The organism is Saccharothrix obliqua (assembly GCF_019375475.1).
GTDB lineage: Bacteria > Actinomycetota > Actinomycetes > Mycobacteriales > Pseudonocardiaceae > Actinosynnema > Actinosynnema obliqua.
Genome location: NZ_JAHXGQ010000007.1, coordinates 324,348 through 348,348, shown reverse-complemented (window position 1 = coordinate 348,348; position 24,001 = coordinate 324,348). Strand labels below are relative to the sequence as shown.

Sequence of the window (24,001 nt, the reverse complement as noted above, 5' to 3'; positions counted from 1 at the left end):
GAGGTGTGGATGCACACGATCGGGGGAACTATGAGCGGCGTCGCGCGCTCCACGTGACGGCCATGGTGACAAGTGGGGCCGCTGTGATCAGAGGGACTAACTTAGAGACATGGCTGGCCGAACCGGAACCTCGCGCGGCAAGGGCACGTCCCGTGGCTCCCGGGGCGGGTCGAAGCCGCGTGCCGCCGCGCCCCGGTCGAGGTCGACGTCCCGGTCCGCGTCGAAGAAGAAGCCGTCGGGTCCCGCGAAGAGGTCGTCCGGTTCGGTCGGGCGGACGTGGGGCCTGCTCGGGCGTGGTGTCGGTGGCGTGGTGCGCGCGGTGGGCCGCGGCAAGGACCTGGACCCGGCGCACCGGCGGGACGGCCTCGCGCTGGTGCTGATCGCGTTGGCCGTGATCACCGGCGCGGGCGTGTGGTGGCAGGCGGGCGGCCCGGTCGGGCAGTGGGTGGACGAGGCGGTGCGCGGCGCCGTCGGCGTGCCCGCCCTGGTCGTGCCGCTGGTGCTGCTCGGCGTCGGCGTGGCGTTGATGCGCACCGACCCGAACCCGGAGGCCCGGCCCCGCCTGGTGATCGGCGGCGTGCTGGTGGCGGTCGGGTTCCTCGGCATGTTCCACCTCGTCGGCGGGTTGCCCGCCGATCCGGCGGCGCGGCGGACCGCCGGTGGCGCGTTGGGCTACCTGGCGGGTGGATTCCTCGCGCAGGGCCTGACGCCGTGGGTGGCGGGCCCGCTGCTGGTGCTGATCTTCGGCTACGGGCTGCTGGTGCTCACCCACGTGCCGGTGCGCGACCTGCCCGCGAAGCTGGGCTCCCTGCTCGGCGGCAGGCGGCCGGCGGACGAGCTGGAGGGCTTCGGCCGCGAGGACGAGGAGCCCGCCGAGGAGGAGCCCGCCAAGGAGGAGTCAAGGGTCGCGAAGCTGCGCCGCCCGGCGCGGCGCAGGCAGGCGGCGGCGCCCGCGGACGAGCAGCCGCCGCTGCCGCTGGACGAGGAGGAGGAGCCGCCACCGCCGCGGCCCGCGCCGAAGGTGAAGGCGGCCGAGCCCGCCGAGAAGCCCAAGCCGGCGATGGCCGTGCGCGCGGTCGAGGGCGACTACCGGCTGCCGCCGCCCACCATCCTCAAGGACGGCGACGCGCCGAAGGCCCGCAGCAAGGCCAACGACCAGATGATCGAGGCCATCACCGGCGTGCTCGACCAGTTCTCGGTCGACGCCAGGGTCACCGGGTTCACCCGCGGCCCGACGGTCACCCGGTACGAGGTGGAGCTGGGCCCCGGCGTGAAGGTCGAGAAGATCACCGCGTTGACCAAGAACATCGCCTACGCGGTGGCCACGGACAACGTGCGGCTGCTCGCGCCCATCCCCGGCAAGTCGGCCGTGGGCATCGAGGTGCCCAACAGCGACCGCGAGATGGTGCGGCTGGGCGACGTGCTGCGCTCGCCGGGCACGGTCAAGGACAACCACCCGATGGTCATCGGGCTGGGCAAGGACATCGAGGGCCACTTCGTCACCGCGAACCTGACGAAGATGCCGCACCTGCTGGTCGCGGGCTCCACCGGTTCCGGCAAGTCGAGCTTCGTGAACTCGATGCTGGTGTCGTTGCTGGCGCGGGCCACGCCGGACGAGGTCCGGATGATCCTGATCGACCCGAAGATGGTCGAGCTGACGCCGTACGAGGGCATCCCGCACCTGATCACGCCCATCATCACCCAGCCCAAGAAGGCCGCCGCCGCGCTGGCCTGGCTGGTCGAGGAGATGGAGCAGCGCTACCAGGACATGCAGGTCAACCGGGTGCGCCACATCGACGACTTCAACCGGAAGGTGCGCTCGGGCGAGATCACCGCGCCACCCGGCTCCGAGCGCGAGTACCGGCCGTACCCGTACATCATGGCGATCGTCGACGAGCTGGCTGACCTGATGATGACCGCGCCGCGCGACGTGGAGGACGCCATCGTCCGCATCACGCAGAAGGCGCGTGCGGCGGGCATCCACCTCGTGCTCGCCACGCAGCGGCCGTCGGTGGACGTGGTGACCGGCCTGATCAAGACCAACGTGCCGTCGCGGCTGGCGTTCGCCACGTCGTCGCTCACGGACTCGCGGGTCATCCTGGACCAGCCGGGCGCGGAGAAGCTGATCGGCATGGGCGACGGGCTCTACCTGCCGATGGGCGCGGGCAAGCCGGTGCGCGTGCAGGGCGCGTTCGTCGGCGACGAGGAGATCGCCGAGATCGTCAACTACACCAAGGAGCAGGCGCAGCCCGAGTACACCGACGGCGTCACGGCGGCGAAGGCGGGCGAGAAGAAGGAGATCGACGCCGACATCGGCGACGACCTGGAGCTGCTGCTCCAGGCGGCGGAGCTGATCGTCACGTCGCAGTTCGGCTCGACGTCGATGCTCCAGCGCAAGCTGCGGGTGGGCTTCGCGAAAGCGGGCCGCCTGATGGACCTGCTGGAGACGCGCGGGGTGGTCGGCCCGTCCGAGGGCTCGAAGGCGCGCGAGGTGTTGATCAAGCCGGACGAGCTGGCCTCCGTGGTGCACCTGATCCGCGGCGGCTCGGCGCCGGAGGCCGACGAGTCCTGACCGCGTTCCCCGCCGGGTGCGGCCGGCTGGGCGAGCCGCACCCCTCCGACCGGCTCGTTCCACCCGGCCGCGGCCGGTGGCGAGGTCAGGGCGTCAGGCGTCGTCGCCCTGGTCGAGGAAGCGCCGGATCGCGGGTTCGTCCGGGATCTCGTTCTCGCGGTCGATCAGACGCTCCGCGATGGGCAGCGGTTCCGCCGCCCACACCGGGCGGAAGTCGTCGCCGGGCAGCAGGCCGTGCCGCCGGGCGAACTCCTCGGCCGCCTCGCGGATGGACTCGCGCAGCGTGCCCACGACGGCGGTCTCCGCGGTGTAGGTCAGCTCCACCAGCAGCGCGCGGATGCGGTCGAGCTGGTCCTCCCGCGCCGACTCGGCGGCGAGCTGCGGCCACAGCCGCCGCTCGAAGACCTCCACGAAGTCGGCGGCGATGGCGTCGGTGCCCGCGCGCAGCTTCGCGAAGCTGTCCAGCACGTCCTCGGCGGGCACGTTCATGCCGGCGAGCCGGTAACCCGCCTCCAGCGCCCAGCGGCGGGTGTGCGGCCAGCCGCGCCGCCACCGCACCAGCCCCAGCTGGATGGCGCGCCGCAGCACCTTCGGCCGCACGTCGCCCATCGGCACCAGCCGCCTGATGTCCCGCACCCGCACCCGGACCCAGTCGTCGGGACCCTCGGTGTCGCCGACGCCGAGCACGGCCGCGACGCTCGCGCCCTGCTCGCGGGCCTTCACCAGCTCCGCGATGGCGGGCAGCGAGAAACCGCGGGACTGGAGGCGCTGCACGAGGGTCAGCCGCTCGATGTGGGACGCGTCGTAGAACGCCTGGCGGCCCTGCCGGTTGGGCGGGTGGAGCACGCCCTTGGTCTGGTACATCCGGATGGTGCTGCCGGGCAGGCCCACCCGGACCGCCAGTTCGTCGACCGTGAGCCGCTCCACGCGACCATCCTCGCGGGTCGGCGTTCGTTGAGTCAACACTATTCGAATGAAAACTCGAATAGTCAGAGGTGGAGCAGCATCCGCGAGTTGCCCAGCGTGTTCGGCTTCACGTACGACAGGTCCAGGAACTCGGCGACGCCCTCGTCCGCCGAGCGCATGATCTCCTCGTACACCTCGGGCGACACCGGCGTGCCGTCGATCTCCACGAACCCGTGCCTGCCGAAGAACTTCGTCTCGAACGTCAGCACGAACACCCGCGACAGCTGCAACTCGCGGGCCGTCTCCACCAGCCGGGTCACCAGCCGGTGCCCGATACCGCGCCCGACCGCCGTCGGGGACACCGCGACCGTGCGGATCTCCGCCAGGTCCTCCCACAGCACGTGCAGCGCGCCGCAGCCGAGCACGACGCCGTCCTCCTCGGCCACCCAGAACTCCTGGATGTCCTCGAACAGCGTGACCAGCGGTTTCGCCAGCAGCACCTTGCCCGCGTACTGGTCGATGAGGGCCTTCATGGCCCGCACGTCACCGGCGCGGGCCCGCCGGACGTCGATCGGGTCTGCCACCCGCCAAACCTAGCGCCCCGCGCGCCCGCGCGGGTGCCGCTCCGGGAGTGTTCTCGGCGACGCCCGTCACGCCGTTCCCGCTGGTCCGCGCGTCCGGGCGGCGCGGGACCGGCGGGTGTGGCGAGACACACGCGAGGTGCCCGGTGATGCGCCCGCGAGGTGCCTGGTGATGCGCCCGCGAGGTGCCTGGTGATGCGTCCGAGAGGTGCCCGGCGAGGCACACGCGTGGTGCCCGGTGATGCGCCCGAGGTGCCCGGCGAGGCACCCGCGAGGTGCCTGGTGATGCGTCCGAGAGGTGCCCGGCGAGGCACCCGCGAGGTGCCTGGTGATGCGTCCGAGAGGTGCCCGGCGACGCCCACGCGCGGTGCCCGGCGAGGCGCGGGGCGGGCACCGCCGGGACCGCGTGGAGCGGTCGTCCGCAGCCGTGGCGACCGCTGAGGTCCGGCGCGGTGCCGGCGGCCCGTTACCCTGAGCACCGTGTCTTCCCCCACCACGGCCAAGCGCGTCGCCATGCTGACCCTCGGGTGCGCCCGCAACGAAGTCGACTCCGAGGAGCTGGCGGGCAGGCTCACCGCCGGCGGCTGGGAGCTGGTGGACGACGACGCGGACGTGATCGTGGTCAACACCTGCGGTTTCGTGGAGTCCGCCAAGAAGGACTCCGTCGACACCCTGCTCGCCGCCGCCGACTCCGGCGCGAAGGTCGTCGCGGTCGGCTGCATGGCCGAGCGGTACGGCGCGGAACTCGCCGACAACCTCCCCGAGGCCGCCGCGGTCCTCGGCTTCGACCAGTACGACAAGCTCACCGACCGCCTCGACCAGGTGCTCGACGGGCAGGTCGTGGCGTCCCACCAGCCGGTCGACCGCCGGACCCTGCTGCCGCTCACGCCCGTGCAGCGGCCCAAGGCCGCCGAAGAGGTCCAGGTGCCCGGCCACGGCTGGGGCCCGCGCGTGCTGCGCACCCGCCTGGCGGACACGCCCGTCGCGCCGCTGAAGATCGCCTCCGGCTGCGACCGCCGCTGCTCGTTCTGCGCGATCCCGAGCTTCCGGGGCGCGTTCGTGTCCCGGCACCCGGACGAGATCGTCGCCGAGGCGCGGTGGCTGGCCGAGCAGGGCGTCCGGGAGGTGTTCCTGGTCAGCGAGAACTCCACCTCCTACGCCAAGGACCTGCCGCGGCAGCTCGGCGGCCTGGAGAACCTGCTGGAGCGCCTGGCGGGCGTCGTGGACCGGGTCCGCGTCTCCTACCTCCAGCCGGCCGAGACCAAGCCGTCCCTGGTCGAGGCCATCGCGACCACCCCGAACGTCGCCCGCTACTTCGACATGTCCTTCCAGCACTCCAGCGAGCCCGTGCTGCGCCGGATGCGCCGGTTCGGCTCGACCGAGTCGTTCCTCGACCTGATCACGCGCATCCGGGCGCTCGCGCCGGACGCGGGCATCCGCAGCAACGTGATCGTCGGCTTCCCGGGCGAGACCGAGGAGGACGTGGCCGAGCTGGAGCGGTTCCTCACCGAGGCCCGGCTGGACGCGGTCGGCGTGTTCGGCTACTCCGACGAGGACGGCACCGAGGCCGAGGGCCTGCCGGACAAGATCGACCCGGACGTGGTGGCCGAGCGCGTCACCCGGATCTCCAACCTGGTCGAGGAGCTGACCTCGCAGCGCGCGGAGGACCGCGTCGGCGAGGAGGTCGTGGTGCTGGTGGAGACCGAGGAGGACGACGAGAACGACTGCGTCGGCCGGGCCGCCCACCAGGCGCCCGAGGTCGACGGCGAGTGCGTGGTCACCAACGCGGACGGGCTGCGGGTCGGCGACCTGGTGCGCTGCCGGGTCGACGCGGCCGAGGGCGTGGACCTGGTGGTCTCCGCGATCGAGGTGCTCCCGCGGTGACAGAACCGCCGCGCGTGCCGGTGCTGAACATCGCCAACGTGCTGACGATGTCCCGGCTGGTGCTCGTGCCGGTGTTCCTCTACCTGCTGTTCGCCGACGGCGGGCAGGACCGGTGGTGGCGGCTGGCGGCGTTCGCGGTGTTCGCCGTCGCGTCGGTCACCGACCACGTGGACGGCAACCTCGCCCGCAAGCACGGCCTGATCACCGACTTCGGCAAGATCGCCGACCCGATCGCCGACAAGGCGCTCACCGGTGCCGCGCTGGTCGGGCTCAGCCTGCTCGGCGAGCTGCCGTGGTGGATCACGGTCGTCATCGCGGTGCGCGAACTCGGCGTGACGCTGCTGCGGTTCTGGGTGATCCGCCACGGCGTCATCCCGGCCAGCCGCGGCGGCAAGGCCAAGACGCTCGTGCAGATCATCGCGATCGGCCTCTACCTGCTGCCGCTGCCGTCCGGCCTGGTGCCGGTGGCCGTGGTCGCGATGTACGCGGCGGTGGTGCTGACCGTCGTCACGGGCATCGACTACGTGGTGCGCGCGATCCGGCTGCGGTCGCGGGGCAAGCGCGCGGTGGCGGGCGCGTGAGCGCCGAGGCGGTCGTCGCGGCGCTGCTGGCGCGTGGCGAGACGGTCGCCACCGCCGAATCGCTGACCGCCGGGCTGGTGGCCGTCGAGATCACCACCGTGCCCGGCGCGAGCGCCGTGCTGCGCGGTGGGCTCATCGTGTACGCGACGGACCTGAAGCGGTCCCTCGCGGGCGTGGACGGCGCTCTGCTGGCCGAACACGGCGCGGTGCACCCCGAGGTGGCCCGTCAGCTCGCGGACGGCGCACGGGCCCGCTGCGGGGCCGTGTGGGGCATCGGGCTGACCGGCGTGGCCGGACCCACGCCCCAGGACGGCGCGTCGCCGGGCACCGTGCACATCGGGTTGGCCGGCCCGACGGGTGTCGTCACCCGATCGGTCACCGTCGGTGGGGATCGTCACGAAGTCCGCCGGGGTGCCGCGGCGGCGGCCCTGGACCTGCTGCTGGACCACCTCCGGGACCCGGTCGGGTGAGGTGACCTGCGCGATCCCGGTCACCGACCGCCGCGTGCGCGGGAACCATCCGGCCGGTTCACTCGTTCGCTTTGGGCGGACGTGCCCGGAAGTCACTGCCCGTCGACGGGACGGGTCGGTAACGTGGTGGCACGGCCGGCCGGAAGGAGGCGCGCGATGACCGTGCTGCTACGCGAGGCGATCGGTGATCGGCTCCGCCATGCCCGCACCACCCAACGCCGCACGCTGCGCGAGGTCTCCAGGACCGCCCGCGTCAGCCTGGGGTACCTGTCCGAGGTGGAGCGTGGCCGCAAGGAGGCGTCCAGCGAGCTGCTGGCCGCCATCTGCGAGGCGTTGGACCTGCCCCTGTCGGAGCTGCTGCACCTGGTCGCGTCGGACATCGGCGCCGTCCAGCAGCCGGTGACCAGCCCGGCCGAGCTGACCGAGCGGGCGCAGCCCGCCGCGGCCGGCCTGGAAGGCGGCGCCCTGGTGCCCGCCGTGATCGGCAACGACCTCTCCGACCTGCGGCTCCAGCCGATGCTCACGCACCGGCTGACCACGTCGATCAGCGAGCCGCGCGGCGCCGTGGTGGCGGCATAGCCCCGAGCACCCGTCGTGCGCAGCCGAGCCGGAGCACCGGCTCGGCTGTTCGTCGTCCGCCGAGGTGGTCGGCACACTGCAACGAGTTGGCAACCGCGCGGGGTCGCCGCGTCCACCCGGACGACGGGCGGGCAGGATTACCGTGCCACCGAAGTTTCAGGGGTGACTCAGGGTGAACCCGGATATCACCCCAGGTCGGTGGAAGCGAGCGGGCACAACTGACACGATGGAACCAACACCGGCACCGGGTCGTTGCCGATCACGAGCGCGAGCCAGGGAAGTGCGGAGAAGGCAGGCGTAGGAGATGGCCAACCCTTTCGTGAAGGCATGGAAGTACTTCATGGCGGCTTTTTCGTCCAAGATCGACGAGCACGCCGACCCGAAGGTGCAGATCCAGCAGGCCATCGAGGAGGCGCAGCGGCAGCACCAGGCGCTGTCCCAGCAGGCCGCCGCCGTGATCGGCAACCAGCGCCAGCTGGAGATGAAGCTCAACCGGCAGCTCGGTGAGGTGGAGAAGCTCCAGGCGTCCGCACGCCAGGCGCTGGTGCTCGCCGACGAGGCGCGGGCCAAGGGCGACGAGCAGCGCGCGACCGAGTTCGAGAACGCCGCGCAGTCGTTCGCGACCCAGCTGGTGACCGCCGAGCAGGGCATCGAGGACCTCAAGACGCTGCACGACCAGTCGCTCCAGGCGGCGGCGCAGGCGAAGCAGGCCGTCGAGCGCAACGCGATGGTGTTGCAGCAGAAGCTCGCCGAGCGGACCAAGCTGCTCAGCCAGCTGGAGCAGGCGAAGATGCAGGAGCAGGTCTCCTCGTCGCTGCGCCAGATGAGCGAGCTGGCGGCGCCGAGCAACACGCCGTCCCTGGACGAGGTCCGCGACAAGATCGAGAAGCGGTACACCACGGCGCTCGGCTCGGCGGAGCTGGCGCAGAACAGCGTGCAGGGCCGGATGCTGGAGGTCCAGCAGTCGACCACGCAGATGGCGGGCTCATCGCGGCTGGAGCAGATCCGGGCGTCCATGCGTGGCGGCAACGTCGCGGGCGAGGTCACCGCGGGCAAGCCGGGCAGCGCCGCCGCGAGCATCCAGCAGGAGATCCAGCAGCGGGTGCAGCAGGCGCAGCAGGCGCCCCAGCCGCAGCAGAACCCGCCCGCGAGCCAGGGCTGAGAGCGGTGTCCGCGGTGGACCGGCCGAGCATGGACGACGCCCGGCGGATGGCCGGCGAAGTGGGCCGGACCGTGCGTGGCGCGGTCGAGGCGCACCTCCAGGGTCAACTCGCGGACCAGGTGAAACGGCGGCTCGCCGCCTGGAACGACCCACGTGCCAAGCTCGACCGGCAGCACCGCCGGTCGAGCCGGGTGCTCACCTTCTGGCTGATCGTCCTCGCGATCCTGGCGGTCGTCGGCACGCTGACCCTGGTCGGCGCGCTGCCGACGGCGGCCGGGGTGGCCGCGGCGGTCGGCATGGCCGGCACGGGCGTGCTGGCGCTGCGCACGAACGCGCACCTGCGCCGCATCGACGCGGCACGCGGCGAGTTGGCGGCGGCGCCGGTCCGCACGCCGCTGCCCGCGCGCCGCTCGGCCGCGCGGCAGCCGGTGGAGCGCCTGGAGGACGCGGAGGACACCCTCCGCGAGCTGTTGCGCCAGCTCGACTCGGCCGCCCTGACCTCCGTGCCCGCGGCGTCGGTGGCCCAGGTCCGCGCGACCGGTGACGAGGCGTCCGCCGCGATCCGCGCCGTCGCGTACCAGCTCCAGGCCGTCGAGCGGGCCCGCGACACCGCGCCGCCGCTGGAGCGCGGTCCGCTGGTGGAGGGCGTCCAGCGGTTGCGCACCCAGCTGGAGGAGGGCGTCGACGGCTACTGCGGCCTGGTCGCCGCGGCGGGTCGCGTGCTGGCGGAGAGCACCGCCGCCCACCCGGGGCAGGTCCTCGGCGAGGCCGCCGACCACCTGGCCGGCCTGGCGTCCGCGTTGCGCGAGCTGTCGCGCTGGTCGCGCCCCGAGCCGGCCTGACCCCGACGTCCCGACCGGTGCGCCGGGGCCATCCGCACGAACAGCCGCTGGTTCACGATGAGTAGCCGAGTTGCGCTGTTCCACGCGGCGGGCTGGTGCGGGTTGCTGCGATCGTGTGATTATCAGACCGTTACCCGTCCGTGCCCGCTACCCGGCGTGGCAGGATTCCTCGGGTCGGACAACGGCGTCCGACCTGGCCTCCGGGGAGGGCATTGAGTGGCGTTGTGGACCGTGCACGGCGATGGCCGCACCACCGACGGTGACGCGGTCAGCCCGCAGGAGCGGCTCAGCTGGCCGCTCACCGTGGGCTTCGGCGCGCAGCACCTGGTCGCCATGGCCGGGGCGACGATCCTGGTCCCCGCCACCACCGGTCTGCCCGTGGGCGCCACGCTGCTGTTCTCCGGCGTGGGCACCCTGCTCTTCCTGCTCATCACCCGCAACCGCGTGCCCAGCTACCTGGGCGCGTCGTTCGCGTTCATCGCGCCCCTGGAAGCCGCCCGCAGCGAGGGCATCGCCGCGCAGCTCGGGGGAGTGGTCGCCGCCGGCCTGCTGGTGATCATCATCGGCGTCGCGGTGAAGGCGCTCGGGGTGCGCCTGCTGGAAGCCGTCATGCCGCCGGTGGTGACCGGCGCGGTGGTGATCCTTATCGGGCTCAACCTGTCGCACCGCGCCACGGCGTCGTTCTCCGCGCAGCCGTCCCTGGCCGTGGTCACGATGGGCATCATCCTGCTGTGCGGCGTGCTCGGCCGGAAGCTGTTCTTCCGGCTGTCGGTGCTGGTCGGCGTGGTGACGGGGTGGGTGCTCGGGTTCGCCCTGGGCGTCGTGGACACCGACGGGGTGGCCGAGGCCGCGTGGTTCGGCCTGCCCGTGCTGCACGCGCCGGAGCTGCGGCCGTCGGTGACGCTGCTGGTGCTGCCCGTGGTGATCGTGCTGGTCGCGGAGAACGTCGGCCACGTGAAGGCGGTCGCCGGCCTCACCGGGCGCGACCTGGACGGCAGCGTCGGCGACTCGATCATCGCCAACGGCCTGTCCACGACGCTGGCGGGTTTCGGCGGCGGGCCGGGCACCACGACGTACTCGGAGAACATCGGCGTCATGGGCGTGACGAAGGTGTACTCCACCGCCGCCTACGCCGTGACCGGCGGGATGGCGGTCCTGCTGGCGTTCTCGCCGAAGGCCACGGCGGCGCTGGGCACCATCCCGCCGGGGGTGGTGGGCGGTGCGACGCTGGTCCTGCTCGGCCTGATCACGCTGGTCGGCGTGCGGATCTGGATGGACAACCGGGTCGACCTGGCCAACCCCGGCAACGCCCTGGTGGGCGGCGCGGCCCTGGTGGCGGGCGTCGGCGACCTCACGCTCCGGGTCGGCGACATGGAACTCGGCGGCCTGGTGTGGGGCTCGCTGGCGGTGGTGATCCTGCACCCGGTGCTGCGCCGGCTGCGCGGCACGCGCTGATCACAGCCGGGTCAGGTGCTCCTCCTCGAACGCGAAGTGCGCGTCGAGCCGTTCCGCCAACCCGGTGGTGTCCCCGGTCCGCTCGACCTCCGCGATGATCCCGGCCAGCACCCGGTGCTCGGCCCGCAGGCGGGCGATCACCGGCGCGAGGTCGGGGAACGCCTCCTCGACGGCGGTGAACGCGCCGTCCTCGCGGACGTGGTGCAGCCGCAGGTGGCCGCAGAAGGCGAGGCAGTGGCTCATCAGGTCCCGACCCGGCCGCAGGTCGAGCAGTTCCGCGCGCAACTCCGCGTGGTGCCGCTTGAGCTGCGCGGCGAGCCCGCGCAGTCGCTCCGCGTCCAGCCGCACCGGGTGCAGGGCGACGACGGGGATGACGCGGTCGGTCGCCTCCTGGTACGCGCCGAACGCCGGGTTCGCGGTGATCTGCGCGGCGTAGGCGGCGTCGCGGTCCGCGCCGGTCAGCACCTCCGCCCGCGCCGCGGTGACGCGCTCCCCGACCTCGACGGTGACCTGCGGGTCGGCGGTGAGGTTCCGGAACCACGCCGGGTGCCGGTCGTCGCCGCCGTTGGAGGCGAACACCAGCAGCCGGTCGCCGTCCTGCCGGTAGACCAGCGGCGTCGTGCGCGGTCGACCGCTCCGGGCGCCGGCCGTGGTCAGCAGCAGCAGCGGCGTGCCTGCGAAGGCGCCGCCGACGACGCCTCCGTTGGCCCGGAACTCCTCGATGACGGCCTGGTTCACGCGATCCCCCCGGGTAGTGTGTCGGCGCATCGGGCAAAACAGCTTTGAGTGCAAACCCTCTTTGATGGCAAAGGTAGAAGGGGTCGGCGAAGGTGTCAACCACGGACGACGCCATCCGGGCGTTGCTGCTGCTCATGCCCCGGCTCGTGGGGCGGGCCAAGCGCATCCCCGTGCCGGGGGAACTCCGGTCGTTGTCCCTCGCCCCGCGGCACCTGTCGCTGCTCGCGTACCTGCTGTTCGACGGGCCGATGACGGTCAACGACCTCGCCCGTCGCCTGGAGGTCGCGCCCACCACCGTGAGCCTGATGGTCGCCGAGCTGAGCCGTAAGGGCGTCCTCGAACGGCGTGAGGACGACAACGACCGCCGACGGCGCATCGTGAGCATCACGGACGCTCAACGACCGTCGATCGACACGTGGTTGGCGAAGGGCGCTCAGGCGTGGCGCACGGCTCTCGAACCCCTCACGCCCGAACAGCGCACGATGTTCGTGGCCACGCTCAAGGCGTACGAGGACGCGCTAGACGAGTGAACGCGCGATCCGGTGCACCAGCCCCGGACCCTCGTAGATGAAGCCCGTGTAGAGCTGGAGGAGGCTCGCACCCGCGTCGAGCATCCGCTTGGCGTCGTCCACGCCCGCGATACCGCCGACGCCGATGATCGGCAGCTTCCCGTCCGTCTCCCGGCTCACGAACCGCACGACCTCGCGTGCCCGCGCAGCCAGGGGCCGCCCGCTCAACCCGCCCGCCTGGTCGGCCAGCGGCCGGTCCGCGGGCGCGAGCCCGTCCCGGGACAGGGTGGTGTTGGTGGCGATCAACCCGGCCACGCCGTGTGCCGCGCACACCTCCAGCAACTCGCCGATCGCCTCGTCGGTCAGGTCCGGCGCGATCTTCACCAGCAGCGGCTTGCGCCGCGCCGACCCGGCCAGCTCGTCGGCGGTCGCGGTCAACTCCGACAGCAGCTCGGTGAGCGCCGCGCGGTCCTGGAGGCTGCGCAAACCCGGCGTGTTGGGCGAGCTGATGTTCACGGCGAAGTAGTCGCCGTGCCGGTACAACGCGCGCAACGACGCCCGGTAGTCCTCCACGGCCTCCTCGACGGGCGTCACCTTCGACTTGCCCAGGCTGATGCCCAGCGGCACGGGCAGCGGGCCGAGGCGGTCCAGCCGGTTCGCCAGCGCGAGGGCGCCCTCGTTGTTGAAGCCCATCCGGTTGATGATCGCCTCGCTGTCCCGCAGCCGGAACAGGCGCGGCTTCGGGTTGCCCGGCTGCGGGTGCCGGGTGACCGTGCCGACCTCAACGAACCCGAACCCCAGCGCCGCCCACGAGGGGAGCGCCCGGCCGTTCTTGTCCAGGCCCGCCGCCAGGCCCACCGGGTTCGGGAAGCGCACGCCGAACACCGTGCGCGGCGCGACCGGCTTGCGCTGCACGAACTTCGCGAGGGGGCTGAGCGCCGTCAACGCGCCCAACGTGGTCTCGTGGATGCGCTCCGCGTCCCCGCCGTGCATCCGGAACAACGTCTTGCGCACCACGCTCTTGTAGACCACGGCAGCAACCCTAAGCGATCGGACCGGGTTGGCAGGTCGGGCACCAGTACGTCGGGCGCTCCTGCACACCACCGCCTTGCCCGGCCACGCGCACACGCGTGCCGCACCGGAAGCACGGCCGCCCGGCCCGCCCGTACACCCACGACTCCCGGCCACGCCCCACCATGCCCGTGGTGTTGCGGACCGGACGCGAAGCGTTGGCCAGCAAGAGCTTCCGTGACAACGCAATGGCCCGTGCACCGTCCACGCCGGACACGGGCGTCCACGGCGACGCACCGAGCAGGAAGCACACCTCGGACTTGTAGACGTTGCCCACGCCCGCCACCACCCGCTGGTCGAGCAGCGCGAGACCGATCTCACGCCCCGGGTCGGCGGTGAGCCGGGCCACGGCCTCCGCCACGTCCGCCGGCGACCACGCGCCCAGCAGGTCCGGGCCCAGGTGCCCGACCAGGCGCGCCTCCTCACCGGTCGGCACCAGCTCCAGGTCGTGCAGCGCGAACCCGACCGCCTGCCGGTCGGCCACCTCCAGCACGACCCGCGCCTGGTGCGCGGGCCGCCGCCACCGGTCGCCCGGCCGGTAGAGGTGCCACGACCCGTCCATCCGCAGGTGGCTGCGCAACGTCAGGTCACCGGAGAACCGGGTGAGGATGTGCTTGCCGACCGTGGCGACGCCCACCACGTCCCGCCCGGTCAGGTCCACCTCGGCCCACCGGGGGTGCCGCAGGTCCGCGCGCAGCAGCGTCCGCCCGGCCAGCGCCTCGTCCAGCCGCCGCCCGGTCAGGAAGACCGTGTCACCCTCGGGCACGGCTGTGGAGCGCCACCCTCGAACCCATGAGCAGCGCGGCGGTGGTCACGCCTCCACCGCCTCCTGGATCTCGTCGTCGTCGAAGTCGCCGTGCACCGGGCGTCGGCGGCTGCGGCTCATCCGCAGCATCCGCGCCAGGAGCAGGTTGAACGCCAACGCCACCTCACGCGCGCCCGGCGTACCCCACTCGTGGATCGGCATGCACGCGCCCTGCGCCTGCTGCACGGCCAACCGGTCCGGCAACGCCACCGGCATCACCAGCGGCCCGAAGATGTCCCGCAGCTCGTCGATGCGGAACTGGTGCTCGTGCGACCTCGGCCGCACGCGGTTCACCACGACGCCCAACGGCTGGAGGTCGGCGTTGTGCGCGCGCTCGGCCTGCACCGCCTCGAACGCCCGCTGCACGCCCGCCACCGCGAACATGGTGGGCTCCGTCACCAGCAGTGCGCGATCCGCCGCGACCAACGCCGACCGGGTGAGCTGACCCAGCGACGGCGGGCAGTCCAGCAGCACGAGCTGGTACGGCTCCTCCTCGTCCGCCAGCGCCCGCAGCGCCGAGCGCAGCCTGCCCAGCCGGGACTCGCCCGGGTCCGGGTGGTTCAGCAGCTCCGCGTCCTCAGCGCCGGCCAGCACGTCCACGCCCTCGCCCCACGAGCTGGGCGCGATCGCCGCCCGCACCCGGTCCAGCGTGGGTTCTTGGAGCACGTCGTAGATGGTCGCGTCGGTCTCCGCGGGTTCCAGGGTCGAGGTGGCGTTGCACTGCGGATCCAGGTCGATGACCAGCGTCCGGACCCCGCGCCGCAGCGCGGCCGACGCGAGACCCAACGCGACCGTCGTCTTGCCCACGCCACCCTTGAGGCTGAGCACCGCCACCGTATGCACGAGGTGCAGCCTACGGTCTCTAGGCTCTAGAGCCATGCGACCGGACGCCGTACAAAGGGTGCTCGACACCGAGCTGGCCGCCGCGCGCGAGCGCCGGGACGGGGAACCGCCCAGGGTGCTCGACGTCGGCGGCGGCAGCGGCGTGTGGGCCGTTCCACTGGCCGTGGCCGGGTGCCTGGTGACCGTCGTGGAGCCCAGCCCGAACGCGTTGGCCACCCTGCACCGCCGGGCGACCGAAGCGGGTGTCGCCGAGCGCGTGACCGCCGTGCAGGGCGACACGGAAGCGTTGGACGCCGAAGGCACGGCGGACCTGGTGCTGGGTCACGGGCTGCTGGAGGTCGTGGACGACGCCTCCGCGGCGCTCACCGCGCTGGCTCGGGCGGTCGCGCCGGGCGGCGCGGTGTCCGTGCTGGTGGCGAACCGGTTCGCGGCGGTGCTGCACCGCGCCATCGCCGGCCGCCTGGTGGACGCGCGGCGGCTGCTGGACGACGAGGCGGGGCAGCTCGCCGGGTCGCGCGAGCCGTTCCAGCGCCGGTTCGACGTGGCCGGGCTGGAGGCGCTGGTGCTGGACGCGGGCCTGAAGCTGGAGCTGCTCCAGGGGCACGGCGTGGTGTCCGACCTGGTGCCGGGCTCGGTGCTGGAGGCCAACCCGGGCGCGGCCGAGGCGTTGGCGGAGCTGGAGCTGGCCGCCGCGAGCCGGTCGCCGTTGCGGGACGTGGCGGCGCGACTGCACGTGTTGGCGCGTCGCCCGGCGTGACTTTGCGGTAAAAACGTCGTCGGCACCCACAGCCGAGCGCCAGGAGTCCCGCATGGGAGATCCGCACTTACCCGAGGGCCGCTGATGGCCGCGGAGCCGCCCCCGGAGGGGCTGGAGGACGAGGTCCGCCGCGCCGTCGCGGGCGACCGGCTCGCCACCGCGTGGCTGCTGGCCTCGGTCCGGCCGCTGGTGGTCCGCTACTGCCGGGCCCGCGTCGGTGGTCAGGAGCGGTCGTTCGCCTCGGCGGACGACGTGGCGCAGGAGGTGTGCCTGGCCGTGCTGACCGCGTTACCCAACTACCAGGACCACGGGCGGCCGTTCCTGGCGTTCGTGTACGGCATCGCGGCGCACAAGGTCGCCGACGCGCACCGTGCGGCGCAACGCAACCGTGCCGAGCCCGTGCCCGAAGTGCCCGACGCGCCGTCCGACGAGGACGGACCGGAACGCAGCCTGCTGCGTGCCGAGCTGTCGCAGCAGGTGGCGGCGCTGCTCCGGATCCTGCCGGAGAAGCAGCAGGAGATCCTGCTGCTGCGCGTGGTGGTGGGGTTGTCGGCGGAGCAGACGGCGGCCGTGGTCGGCGCGTCGCCGGGCGCGGTGCGGGTGTCGCAGCACCGGGCGCTGTCCCGCCTGCGCCGGGCGATCGGCAACCGGCACGCGGTGCTGTGAGCTAGTGCCGCCAGCGCGTCACCCGCACGACCTCCTCCGGCGAGGCGTCGGCGAACCGGGCGATCTCGCCACGCCGCACGTCGGCGATCGTGGCCGCGAACTCCGGCCCGAACGCCTCCGTCAGCACCTCGTCCTGCTCGAAGGCGCGCACGGCGTCTTCGAGGGACGTGGGCAGCCGTGGCACGTCGGGGAGGCGCACGGGGTCGACGGTGACGGGTTCCGGCAACCGCAGGCCGTCCACGACACCCGCGTGGCCCGCGACCATCGTCGCCGCCACGACCAGGTACGGGTTCGCGGACAGGTCGAAGCACTTCACCTCCAGGTCGCGGCCCGCCACCAGGCGCAACGCCGCCTCCCGGTTCTCCACGCCCCACGCCGCGAACGCGCCCGCCCACCGCGCCGGCACCAGCCGCAGGTAGCTCGCCACCGAGGGGCAGCCGATCGCGCACAACGCGGGCAGCCGCCGCAGCACACCGGCCGTGAACGCCTCCGCGTCCGGGTCCGCGCCCGCCGCGAACAGGTTGGTCCGGTCCCGCCACAGGCTGATGTGCAGGTGGCCGCCGTTGCCCACGCCGTCCACCACGACCTTCGGCGAGAACGACGCGCGCAGGCCGTGCCGGGAGGACACCGCGCGGATCGTCTCGCGCACCAGGACGGCCGTGTCGGCGGCGTGCACCGGGTCCTCCGGCGCGGTGGACACCTCGAACTGGCCGGCGGCGTACTCGGGGTGGAACTGGAGGACGTCCACGCCCTGCGCCACCAGCGCGGCGATCAGGTCGGCGCAGTAGTCGGACAGCTCGACCTGCCGCGCGTGGCCGTAGGCGGGCCCGGTGGCGGCGGGCACGAACCCGTCCACGTCGCCCCGCCCGACCACCCACTCCACCTCGAACCCGGCACGCACCTCGCAGCCGTCCGCCGCCAACCGGTCCGCCGCCGCGCGGGCCAGGCCGCGCTCGTCCTGCGGGTGCGGCGCGCCCTGCTGGTCGAACCGGTCCGCCGGCGCCCACGCCCAGCCCGGCTGGCCCGCCAACGCGGTGAGCCGGTCCAGGTCCGGCCGCAACCGCAGGTCGCCGACCGGGCCGCCCGCGTACCGGCCCGCGACGATCGAGTCGTCGAGCAGGAACCCGTCGAACACCGGGGAGACGCCGACGCCGTGCGCGGCGGCGTGCGGGAGTTTGTCCAGCGGTACGGATTTGACGCGCGTGATGCCGCTGTGGTCGACCCACGTGATCGCCACGGCCACCACGTCCCGCTCGGCGAGGCCGTCGAGCAGGCCGGTGGCGTGGGCGTGGCGGCGGTCCCGCTCCGCGATGTCCATGCTGTGCGTGGTTACACCAGGTGACTACGCTGCGACAAGTGGACCCGCTGCTGCCCTTCGTGGCCGAGTTGAACCTGGTGGACCACCACTGCCACGGCGTGCTCCGCGAGGACCTGGACCGGGCCGGGTTCGAGGCGGCGCTCACCGAAGCCGACCAGGTCAGCCCGTGGGGCACGTCGTTGTTCGAGTCGTCGGTCGGGTACGCGGTGCGGCGCTGGTGCGCGCCGCTGCTGGACCTGCCGCCGCACGTGGCCGCCGACGAGTACCTGGCGCGGCGGCACTCGCTGGGCGCGGCCGAGGTCAACCGGGCGTTCCTGGTCGCGTCCGGGATCACGGCGTTCCTGGTGGACGCGGGCCTGTGGCCGGAGCGGCTGGCCGGCCCCGCGGCGTTCACCGGCGGGCGGGAGCACGCGGTGCTGCGGCTGGAGCGCCTGGCGGAGCAGCTGGTCGGGGAGGGTGCGACGGGGTTCCCGGACCGCGTGCGGTCGGCGTTGGCGCGCACGCCGGCCGTGGCGGCGAAGTCGATCGCGGCGTACCGGGTGGGGTTGGAGCTGTCGGGGGAGCGGCCCGCCGACGCCGAGGTGGTGGCGGCCTGCGAGCGGTGGCTCGCGGCGGGCGGGCGGCGGTGCGCCGACGAGGTGCTGTCGCGCTTCCTGGTGTGGGAGGCGCTGGAGCGGGGACTGCCGGTGCAGTTCCACGTCGGGTACGGCGACCGGGACGTGACGCTGCACCGCGCGGACCCGTCGCTGCTCACCGACCTGCTGCGGGCGACCGAACGGCTCGGCGTGCCCGTGCTGCTGCTGCACAACTACCCGTTCCACCGGACGGCCGGGTACCTGGCGCAGGTGTTCCCGCACGTGTTCGTGGACCTGGGGCTGGCCACGCACAACACGGGCCACCAGGCGAGCCGGGTGCTGGCGGAGGCGCTGGAGATCGTGCCGTTCGGCAAGTTCCTGTTCTCCACCGACGCGTTCGGCCTCGCCGAGCTGTACCACCTGGGCGCGTTGTTCTTCCGGCGCGCGCTGTCGGACTTCCTGCTCGTGGGGATGCGCCGCCAGGCGTTCACCGAGGCCGACGCCGTGCGAATATCCCACCTGATCGGGTCAGAGAACGCGCGCCGCGCCTACCGCTTGGACTAGAGTGTCGAACACGCGTTCGAGCCCTCGTCGGGAGGTGGTCATGGGCCGCAGCGCAGACCTGCCGCGCGGCCTGGTGGACCGGTTCCGGGCGCGGGGCGACGTCTGGCCGGACGACACCGGCTGCACCGTGCTGCACGTCGACATGGACGCGTTCTACGCGTCGGTGGAGATCCGCGACCACCCCGAGCTGGCGGGCAAGCCCGTCGTGGTCGGCGGTTCCGCGCACCGGGGCGTGGTCGCGTCGGCGAACTACCTGGCCCGCGAGTACGGCGTCCGGTCGGCCATGCCCACCGCGCACGCGCGCAGGCTCGCGCCGCACGCGGTGTTCGTGCCGCCCAACTTCGCGCGGTACCAGGAGGTGTCGCGCGGGGTGATGGCGATCTTCCGCGACGTCACGCCCCTGGTCGAGCCGTTGAGCCTGGACGAGGCGTTCCTGGACGTGGCGGGCGCCCTGCGGCGGTTGCGCGCGACACCGGCCGCCGTGGCGGCGGAGGTCCGGCGGCAGGTGGCGGCGGAGCACGGCATCACCTGCTCGGTCGGTGTCGCGCCGACCAAGTTCGTCGCCAAGCTCGCGTCGGGGATGTGCAAACCGGACGGTCTCATGGTCGTGCCGAAGGACCAGGTGCTGGAGTTCCTGCGGCCGTTGCCGGTGTCGGCGTTGTGGGGCGTCGGCAAGCGCACCGCCGAGCAGTTGGACCAGGTGGGACTGGAGACCGTGGCCGACGTCGCGGCGACGCCGCTGCCGAGGTTGCGGCGGGTGCTGGGGGTGGCGCTCGCCGAGCACCTGTACGCGTTGGCGCGGGGGCTGGACGAGCGGCCGGTGGTGCCGTCGACGCGTGAGAAGTCCATCGGCGCGGAGGAGACGTTTGAGGTCGACCACTTCGACCGGGAGCTGCTGCGGCGGGAGCTGCTGCGCTTGTCCGAGCGGTCGGCCGCCACGTTGCGTGAACGCGGGCTGCGTGGGCGCACGGTGTCCATCAAGGTGCGGTTCGCGGACTTCACCACCATCACGCGGGCGAAGACGTTGCGCGTGGCGACGGACGTGGCGCAGGAGGTCTACCGCACGGCGGCGACCCTGCTGGACGAACAGGTGCCCCCGGGTGCCGTTCGCCTGATCGGCGTGCGGATCGAGCAACTGGTGGCCGGCGAGGGCGGCGAGCAACTGATGTTCGACGCCCCGGACCGCGGTTGGCGGGAAGCCGAACAAGCCGCCGACCAAGCCAGAACCAAATTCGGCCGGGCCGCCGTGAAACCAGCCACCCTGCTCACCCCCACCCCGCTCCAACCCAACCAACCAGAACCCAAACCCGACCGCTGACCCACACCGCCCTTCCCCACCGGCCAGACAGGCTGTCCGCCCCACCGCCCCCTCCGCCGCCCCAGCCACCCAGCCCCGCCGCCCTATCCGCGCTCTGTGCCCGCCGCTCCACCCGCTCCACCCGTCCCGCCCGGCCCCACGGGTCCTGCCCGCCCACCGTCCTGCCACCGCCCCCACCGGCCCGCCCTGCCATCCCTCCACTCGGCACCCGTTGCCGCCACTCGGCACGCCCGCTCCTCCCCTCTGCTCCTTCACCCGGTCCTCTGCCCCTTCACCCGGCAACGGGCCGTTCGGGTGGTAGCCGGTCGCAAACCGTACGTCCGGGTCGATCACCGTGCACCCTGGGCAACGTGGACCGGTTCTGGGCGCTCCTCACCCCCACCGAGCACACCGTGCTCACCGCGACGGGCACGGAGCGCGACTACTCCTCGGGCGCCGTGATCTGCCACGAGGGCGAGGTGACCGACCACGTCCTGGTCGTGCGGCGCGGCCTGCTCCGCGTCACCGCCAACACGGCGACCGGCGGCGAGAAGGTGCTGGCCATGCGGGGCGCGGGCGACATCGTCGGCGAGCGGTCCGCGATCGACGGCCTGCCCCGGTCCGCGACGGTCCGCGCCCTGGGCCCGGTCCGCGCCCTGATCGTGTCCGCCTCCGCGTTCTCCGCCCTGTGCCGCCGCCACCCGCGCATCGCGTGGGCCGTCCTCACCGTCATCGTGGCCCGCCAGCGTGACGCCGACCGCCAGCGCGTCCAGATCAGCGGCACCGCGAAGCAGCGGGTGGCGGCCGTGTTGATCGACGTCGCCCTCGAACGCGGCATCGCCGACCACGGCGCGGTATCGCTCAGCCAGGAGGAGCTGGCGGGCATCGCCGGCACGTCCCGCGAATCCCTGGTGCGCGTGCTCCGCGCGTTGCGCGCCGAAGGCGTCATCAGCACCGGCCGCCGCCGGATCGACATCCTAGAGGTCGAGCGGCTGTACGATCTGACGTCCTGACACACCCCCTCCCACCTGCGCGAACCTTCTTTTTCGCCTTCTGCGTCATCTGACGCAGAACATCCCGCCCGACCCCCCTACAAATGAAGTACGCCCAGCCGAGGGGGAGTCATGAACCGCAACGAAGAACCCGCCAGGTCACGTCGCCGGTTGACCGAACGCCTCGCTTGCACCCTGGTGTTCACCGTCGTCCAGCTGTGGGCGGCGGCTGTGATCGTGACCCAATTGGAGACCACCGCGCTGGTGGCAGCCGCGGTCGCGCTGGTGCTGGCCGGGGGGCTGGTGGCGGTGCACGACGCGTGGCGCGGGGTGCGCGCCAACCGGCGCGAGTTGGACGCCGAGATCAGGGAGTCCCTGGTCCGGCTGTAGGGCTACGGGCGGCCGACGAGGGGTGGCCGTCCCCGCCGAGTGAGGCATTCCGCGGACGGTCGGGTCCGCGGAATGCCTCCTTTGCCGTGCGGGCCCGAGTTGTCCACAGCCCGCGAGTTGTCCACAGCTCCGCGGATTCACCGTGGACACCCCCGGACCCACCGTCCAAGGTGGACACATGCGAACCACCATCACCCTCGAAGCCCTGGCCGGTTTCTTCCCGCACCAGGTGGCCACGGCCACCGAGCTGATCAGCCTGGGCGTCCCGCCCGCCGAACTCACCACCCGCTGCCGCCCCGGCGCGGCCTGGCAGCGCGTCCTGCCCGGAGTCCTGCTGTTAAGCCGAAAACCCCCGACCCGGTGGCAATTGGCGCAAGCCGCCCTCCGCTACGCGGGCCCCGGATCGCAGCTGACCGGCGTGGACGCGTTGCAACTCCACGGGATGCGTGCCGTACCGGCCACGGGTCCCGTCCAGGTCCTGACCACCAAACCGGTGGAACCGACACCGCAGGTCCACCCCACCCGCCCCCGCACCCCGCCGCCACCGGTGCTGCGCAAGGGTTTCCTCACCGCTCCGCTGACCAGGGCGGCGGCCGACGCGGCGAGGTTCCTGCTCCCGGACCTCCACGCCGTGCGGGCCGTGCTGACCGAAGCGGTCTGCCGCGGCGGGGTGCGGGTACCCGACCTGGCGCGAGGTCTGGCCAGGGGAGCGGAGCCCGCGAAGCAGGTCCTGGCAGACCTGGCGGCAGGCGTCCGAACCCCGCCCGCACCACGCCAATCCCCGGCCACAACCGCCAGAACCCAGCACAACCCCCACACCCGGCCCACCCACCCACAGCCAAGAAAGGAGCCGCCCGCCCTCTCCCCAGCCGACCAACCGCCACGCGCCCACACACCCGATGACCGCCCAGCCGGGCCGCGCACGCCCGCCTACCCACCAGCCAGCCAATCCTCACCTGCTGTCCGCGCACCGCAAACCCGATTACCACCCAATCCGGCCTGGCGCGCCCAACCGCCTGCCAAGTGGGCGATCCCCACCTGTCGACGCACTGCGGCCCCGACTACCGCTCGGCCCGACCTGACACACCCGACCTCCCACGAGGCGGCCAATCCCCGCCTGTCGGCGCGCCGCGCGCCCGATCACGTCTGGCCCGGCCTCGCGCCCGACTTACCGCCAGCCAGGCGATTCCCGCCTGTCCGCGCACCGCGCGCCCGTACAGCGCGCAGCCCGGCCGGGCCGCGCACGCCCGACCTCCCACCAGCCAGCCAATCCTCGCGCCGCGGACCCGACCACCACCCGGCCCTGCGCGCCCGACCTCCCGCGTCCGAACTCCTGCCAGGCGGGCGATCCTCGCCTGTCCGCGCGCCACAGACCCGACCACCTCCCGGCCAGGCGCGCCCGACCCCGCTCGCCCGACCTCCCGTCAGGCGGGCAATCCCCGCCTGACCGCGCACCGCGTGCCCGATCAGCGCGCGGCCCAACCTCGCGCGCCCAACCTCGCGTGCCCAACCTCGGGTCGGGGTCCACTCGCAGAATCAGTCGCCGGGGGACCGCACCGTCCCTTACTCCACCCGCCCTCAGCACGGATACGCCCTACCCGCAAGTCGACCACCGACAGCAACAACAACCACACGTACAGCAACCGCGCCAGCAAGCCCGACAAGCGTCAAGTGTTGCGTGCATCACACTCATCGCCGTCCGGAGTGACGCGCGGGGAACGGTGGGGGTTGACAGGGAACCCTCGGTACTGCTTGTGACCTTTGGGGCTGCTGGGCGACCTTACGAAGGTCTGACCGTTGACCCGTGAGGATGATGGTGACCTAACGAACCGCTTAGGGGCACGGACTGGGTAGTCGCCAAGCCTCGCGAATCGTATCCTGGTTGTGACGCCCCCAGGGTGGGGCGTCCGCCGGGACCGGCGGCAACCGTGAACACCCGGCGCCCGCGACCGCTGTGCCGGAGGAGGAGCCATGCCACTCTCCGAGCACGAGCAGCGACTGCTCGACCAGATCGAGCGCGCGCTCTACGCCGAGGACCCGAAGTTCGCATCCACCGTGCGCGGCGCGAAGCTGCGCAAACCGTCGCGACGGCGTCGTATCCAGGGCATCGTGTTGTTCGCCGTGGGTGTGGCACTGCTCGTTACGGGTGTGATGCTGCCGAAGCTCGCTGGTATCCCGGTGGTGAGCGTTGTCGGCTTCCTGATGATGTTCTTCGGCGTGCTGCTCACCGTGACGACACTGCGTCGTGGTGACCAGACTGCCGAGGAACCCGCTGAAGAGGGAAGCCGGCCGAGCCGCAGCTCGTTCTCCCAGAAGATGGAAGAGCGTTTCCGTCGTCGCCTAGAGGACGAGTAGACGCGCCGCCCGACCCCACGCACCCGGCCCGCGACCGCCGGCCCGACCCACCGTCGCTCCACGCGACCGAAGTCGACGCCCAGCGGAGC

Annotated in this window: 23 protein-coding genes; 16 read left to right on the top strand and 7 right to left on the bottom strand. The window is 72.9% G+C overall.

Annotated elements, in window-relative coordinates; translation table 11 throughout:
* The first annotated feature begins 109 nt into the window (after positions 1-109).
* The gene (locus tag KZQ38_RS23445) at positions 110-2,572 is read left to right on the top strand and encodes a DNA translocase FtsK (protein ID WP_219444514.1); all 2,463 of its coding nucleotides are present in this window, start codon (positions 110-112) and stop codon (positions 2,570-2,572) included.
* Between the two features lie 93 nt (positions 2,573-2,665).
* Here KZQ38_RS23445 and KZQ38_RS23440 read toward each other — a convergent pair whose 3' ends face one another.
* Positions 2,666-3,499, bottom strand: a complete 834-nt coding sequence (locus KZQ38_RS23440) for a MerR family transcriptional regulator (RefSeq protein WP_219444513.1) — start codon at positions 3,497-3,499, stop codon at positions 2,666-2,668.
* Positions 3,500-3,561: 62 nt separating this feature from the next.
* Positions 3,562-4,062, bottom strand: coding sequence for an amino-acid N-acetyltransferase (locus tag KZQ38_RS23435; protein ID WP_219444511.1), 501 nt, complete (start codon positions 4,060-4,062; stop codon positions 3,562-3,564).
* Positions 4,063-4,572: 510 nt separating this feature from the next.
* Between KZQ38_RS23435 and rimO the strand changes: the two genes are divergently transcribed.
* The 7 genes from rimO (at position 4,573) to KZQ38_RS23400 (ending at position 11,032) form a co-directional block, all read left to right on the top strand.
* Positions 4,573-5,943: a 30S ribosomal protein S12 methylthiotransferase RimO gene (gene rimO, locus KZQ38_RS23430; RefSeq protein WP_219444673.1), complete on the top strand. Its 1,371-nt coding sequence runs from the start codon at positions 4,573-4,575 to the stop codon at positions 5,941-5,943.
* Positions 5,940-6,524 carry a CDP-diacylglycerol--glycerol-3-phosphate 3-phosphatidyltransferase gene (gene pgsA, locus KZQ38_RS23425; RefSeq protein ID WP_308258545.1) on the top strand — a complete coding sequence of 195 codons (585 nt, stop codon included), beginning with the start codon at positions 5,940-5,942 and terminating at the stop codon, positions 6,522-6,524. Before rimO ends, pgsA begins: the two co-directional genes overlap by 4 nt.
* The gene (locus KZQ38_RS23420) at positions 6,521-6,994 is read left to right on the top strand and encodes a CinA family protein (protein ID WP_219444507.1); all 474 of its coding nucleotides are present in this window, start codon (positions 6,521-6,523) and stop codon (positions 6,992-6,994) included. Before pgsA ends, KZQ38_RS23420 begins: the two co-directional genes overlap by 4 nt.
* 156 nt (positions 6,995-7,150) lie before the next feature.
* Positions 7,151-7,573 carry a helix-turn-helix domain-containing protein gene (locus KZQ38_RS23415; protein ID WP_219444505.1) on the top strand — a complete coding sequence of 141 codons (423 nt, stop codon included), beginning with the start codon at positions 7,151-7,153 and terminating at the stop codon, positions 7,571-7,573.
* 304 nt (positions 7,574-7,877) lie between these two features.
* Entirely contained in the window at positions 7,878-8,735 is an 858-nt protein-coding gene (locus KZQ38_RS23410) for a PspA/IM30 family protein (RefSeq protein WP_219444503.1), read from the top strand.
* 14 nt (positions 8,736-8,749) lie between these two features.
* Positions 8,750-9,577, top strand: coding sequence for a phage shock envelope stress response protein PspM (pspM, locus tag KZQ38_RS23405; protein ID WP_219444501.1), 828 nt, complete (start codon positions 8,750-8,752; stop codon positions 9,575-9,577).
* 216 nt (positions 9,578-9,793) lie between these two features.
* A complete protein-coding gene (locus KZQ38_RS23400; protein ID WP_219444500.1) occupies positions 9,794-11,032 on the top strand; it encodes a uracil-xanthine permease family protein in 1,239 nt (412 codons plus the stop codon).
* Here the strand turns inward: KZQ38_RS23400 and KZQ38_RS23395 are convergent, their stop codons facing one another.
* Positions 11,033-11,770 carry a nitroreductase/quinone reductase family protein gene (locus tag KZQ38_RS23395; RefSeq protein ID WP_308258544.1) on the bottom strand — a complete coding sequence of 246 codons (738 nt, stop codon included), beginning with the start codon at positions 11,768-11,770 and terminating at the stop codon, positions 11,033-11,035.
* Positions 11,771-11,904: 134 nt separating this feature from the next.
* Between KZQ38_RS23395 and KZQ38_RS23390 the strand changes: the two genes are divergently transcribed.
* Positions 11,905-12,300 (top strand): MarR family winged helix-turn-helix transcriptional regulator, encoded by a 396-nt coding sequence (locus tag KZQ38_RS23390; protein WP_219444671.1) that lies wholly within the window; start codon positions 11,905-11,907, stop codon positions 12,298-12,300.
* Here the strand turns inward: KZQ38_RS23390 and KZQ38_RS23385 are convergent.
* Genes KZQ38_RS23385 through KZQ38_RS23375 form a run of 3 tightly spaced genes read right to left on the bottom strand, consistent with a single transcriptional unit; the run spans position 12,289 to position 14,998 of the window.
* Entirely contained in the window at positions 12,289-13,311 is a 1,023-nt protein-coding gene (locus tag KZQ38_RS23385) for a quinone-dependent dihydroorotate dehydrogenase (RefSeq protein WP_219444496.1), read from the bottom strand. The two genes, KZQ38_RS23390 and KZQ38_RS23385, sit on opposite strands and share 12 nt — an antisense overlap.
* Positions 13,312-13,321: 10 nt before the next feature.
* Positions 13,322-14,116: an Fpg/Nei family DNA glycosylase gene (locus KZQ38_RS23380; protein ID WP_219444493.1), complete on the bottom strand. Its 795-nt coding sequence runs from the start codon at positions 14,114-14,116 to the stop codon at positions 13,322-13,324.
* Positions 14,117-14,161: 45 nt separating this feature from the next.
* Complete coding sequence (locus tag KZQ38_RS23375) at positions 14,162-14,998, bottom strand: ParA family protein (RefSeq protein WP_308258543.1); 837 nt, start codon at positions 14,996-14,998, stop codon at positions 14,162-14,164.
* Between the two features lie 34 nt (positions 14,999-15,032).
* Between KZQ38_RS23375 and KZQ38_RS23370 the strand changes: the two genes are divergently transcribed.
* The gene (locus KZQ38_RS23370; protein ID WP_219444490.1) at positions 15,033-15,755 is read left to right on the top strand and encodes a class I SAM-dependent methyltransferase; all 723 of its coding nucleotides are present in this window, start codon (positions 15,033-15,035) and stop codon (positions 15,753-15,755) included.
* A gap of 84 nt (positions 15,756-15,839) precedes the next feature.
* Positions 15,840-16,421 (top strand): sigma-70 family RNA polymerase sigma factor, encoded by a 582-nt coding sequence (locus KZQ38_RS23365; RefSeq protein ID WP_219444487.1) that lies wholly within the window; start codon positions 15,840-15,842, stop codon positions 16,419-16,421.
* 1 nt (position 16,422) lies between these two features.
* Here KZQ38_RS23365 and KZQ38_RS23360 read toward each other — a convergent pair whose 3' ends face one another.
* Positions 16,423-17,739 (bottom strand): type I glutamate--ammonia ligase, encoded by a 1,317-nt coding sequence (locus KZQ38_RS23360; RefSeq protein ID WP_219444485.1) that lies wholly within the window; start codon positions 17,737-17,739, stop codon positions 16,423-16,425.
* Between the two features lie 38 nt (positions 17,740-17,777).
* On the opposite strand from KZQ38_RS23360, the gene KZQ38_RS23355 reads away from it, so the two are divergent.
* The 5 genes from KZQ38_RS23355 to KZQ38_RS23335 all read left to right on the top strand — a co-directional run bounded on the left by KZQ38_RS23355 (position 17,778) and on the right by KZQ38_RS23335 (position 23,912).
* A complete protein-coding gene (locus KZQ38_RS23355) occupies positions 17,778-18,878 on the top strand; it encodes an amidohydrolase family protein (protein ID WP_219444483.1) in 1,101 nt (366 codons plus the stop codon).
* 40 nt (positions 18,879-18,918) lie between these two features.
* Positions 18,919-20,196 (top strand): DNA polymerase IV, encoded by a 1,278-nt coding sequence (locus tag KZQ38_RS23350; RefSeq protein WP_219444481.1) that lies wholly within the window; start codon positions 18,919-18,921, stop codon positions 20,194-20,196.
* 350 nt (positions 20,197-20,546) lie between these two features.
* Positions 20,547-21,188, top strand: coding sequence for a Crp/Fnr family transcriptional regulator (locus KZQ38_RS37215; RefSeq protein WP_219444479.1), 642 nt, complete (start codon positions 20,547-20,549; stop codon positions 21,186-21,188).
* A 111-nt stretch (positions 21,189-21,299) separates the two neighbouring features.
* Positions 21,300-21,557 (top strand): hypothetical protein, encoded by a 258-nt coding sequence (locus KZQ38_RS23340; RefSeq protein WP_219444478.1) that lies wholly within the window; start codon positions 21,300-21,302, stop codon positions 21,555-21,557.
* 1,971 nt (positions 21,558-23,528) lie between these two features.
* Positions 23,529-23,912: an SCO2097 family morphological protein gene (locus KZQ38_RS23335; RefSeq protein WP_219444476.1), complete on the top strand. Its 384-nt coding sequence runs from the start codon at positions 23,529-23,531 to the stop codon at positions 23,910-23,912.
* Positions 23,913-24,001 lie beyond the last annotated feature (89 nt).

Coding starts and splice junctions, on each gene's coding strand:
- KZQ38_RS23350 (WP_219444481.1), top strand. CDS start 18,919: ATGGGCCGCAGCGCAGACCTGCCGCGCGGCCTGGTGGACCGGTTCCGG.
- KZQ38_RS23360 (WP_219444485.1), bottom strand. CDS start 17,739: ATGGACATCGCGGAGCGGGACCGCCGCCACGCCCACGCCACCGGCCTG.
- KZQ38_RS23340 (WP_219444478.1), top strand. CDS start 21,300: ATGAACCGCAACGAAGAACCCGCCAGGTCACGTCGCCGGTTGACCGAA.
- KZQ38_RS23415 (WP_219444505.1), top strand. CDS start 7,151: ATGACCGTGCTGCTACGCGAGGCGATCGGTGATCGGCTCCGCCATGCC.
- KZQ38_RS23370 (WP_219444490.1), top strand. CDS start 15,033: ATGCGACCGGACGCCGTACAAAGGGTGCTCGACACCGAGCTGGCCGCC.
- KZQ38_RS23335 (WP_219444476.1), top strand. CDS start 23,529: ATGCCACTCTCCGAGCACGAGCAGCGACTGCTCGACCAGATCGAGCGC.
- KZQ38_RS23365 (WP_219444487.1), top strand. CDS start 15,840: ATGGCCGCGGAGCCGCCCCCGGAGGGGCTGGAGGACGAGGTCCGCCGC.
- KZQ38_RS23390 (WP_219444671.1), top strand. CDS start 11,905: ATGCCCCGGCTCGTGGGGCGGGCCAAGCGCATCCCCGTGCCGGGGGAA.
- KZQ38_RS23410 (WP_219444503.1), top strand. CDS start 7,878: ATGGCCAACCCTTTCGTGAAGGCATGGAAGTACTTCATGGCGGCTTTT.
- KZQ38_RS23445 (WP_219444514.1), top strand. CDS start 110: ATGGCTGGCCGAACCGGAACCTCGCGCGGCAAGGGCACGTCCCGTGGC.
- rimO (WP_219444673.1), top strand. CDS start 4,573: ATGCTGACCCTCGGGTGCGCCCGCAACGAAGTCGACTCCGAGGAGCTG.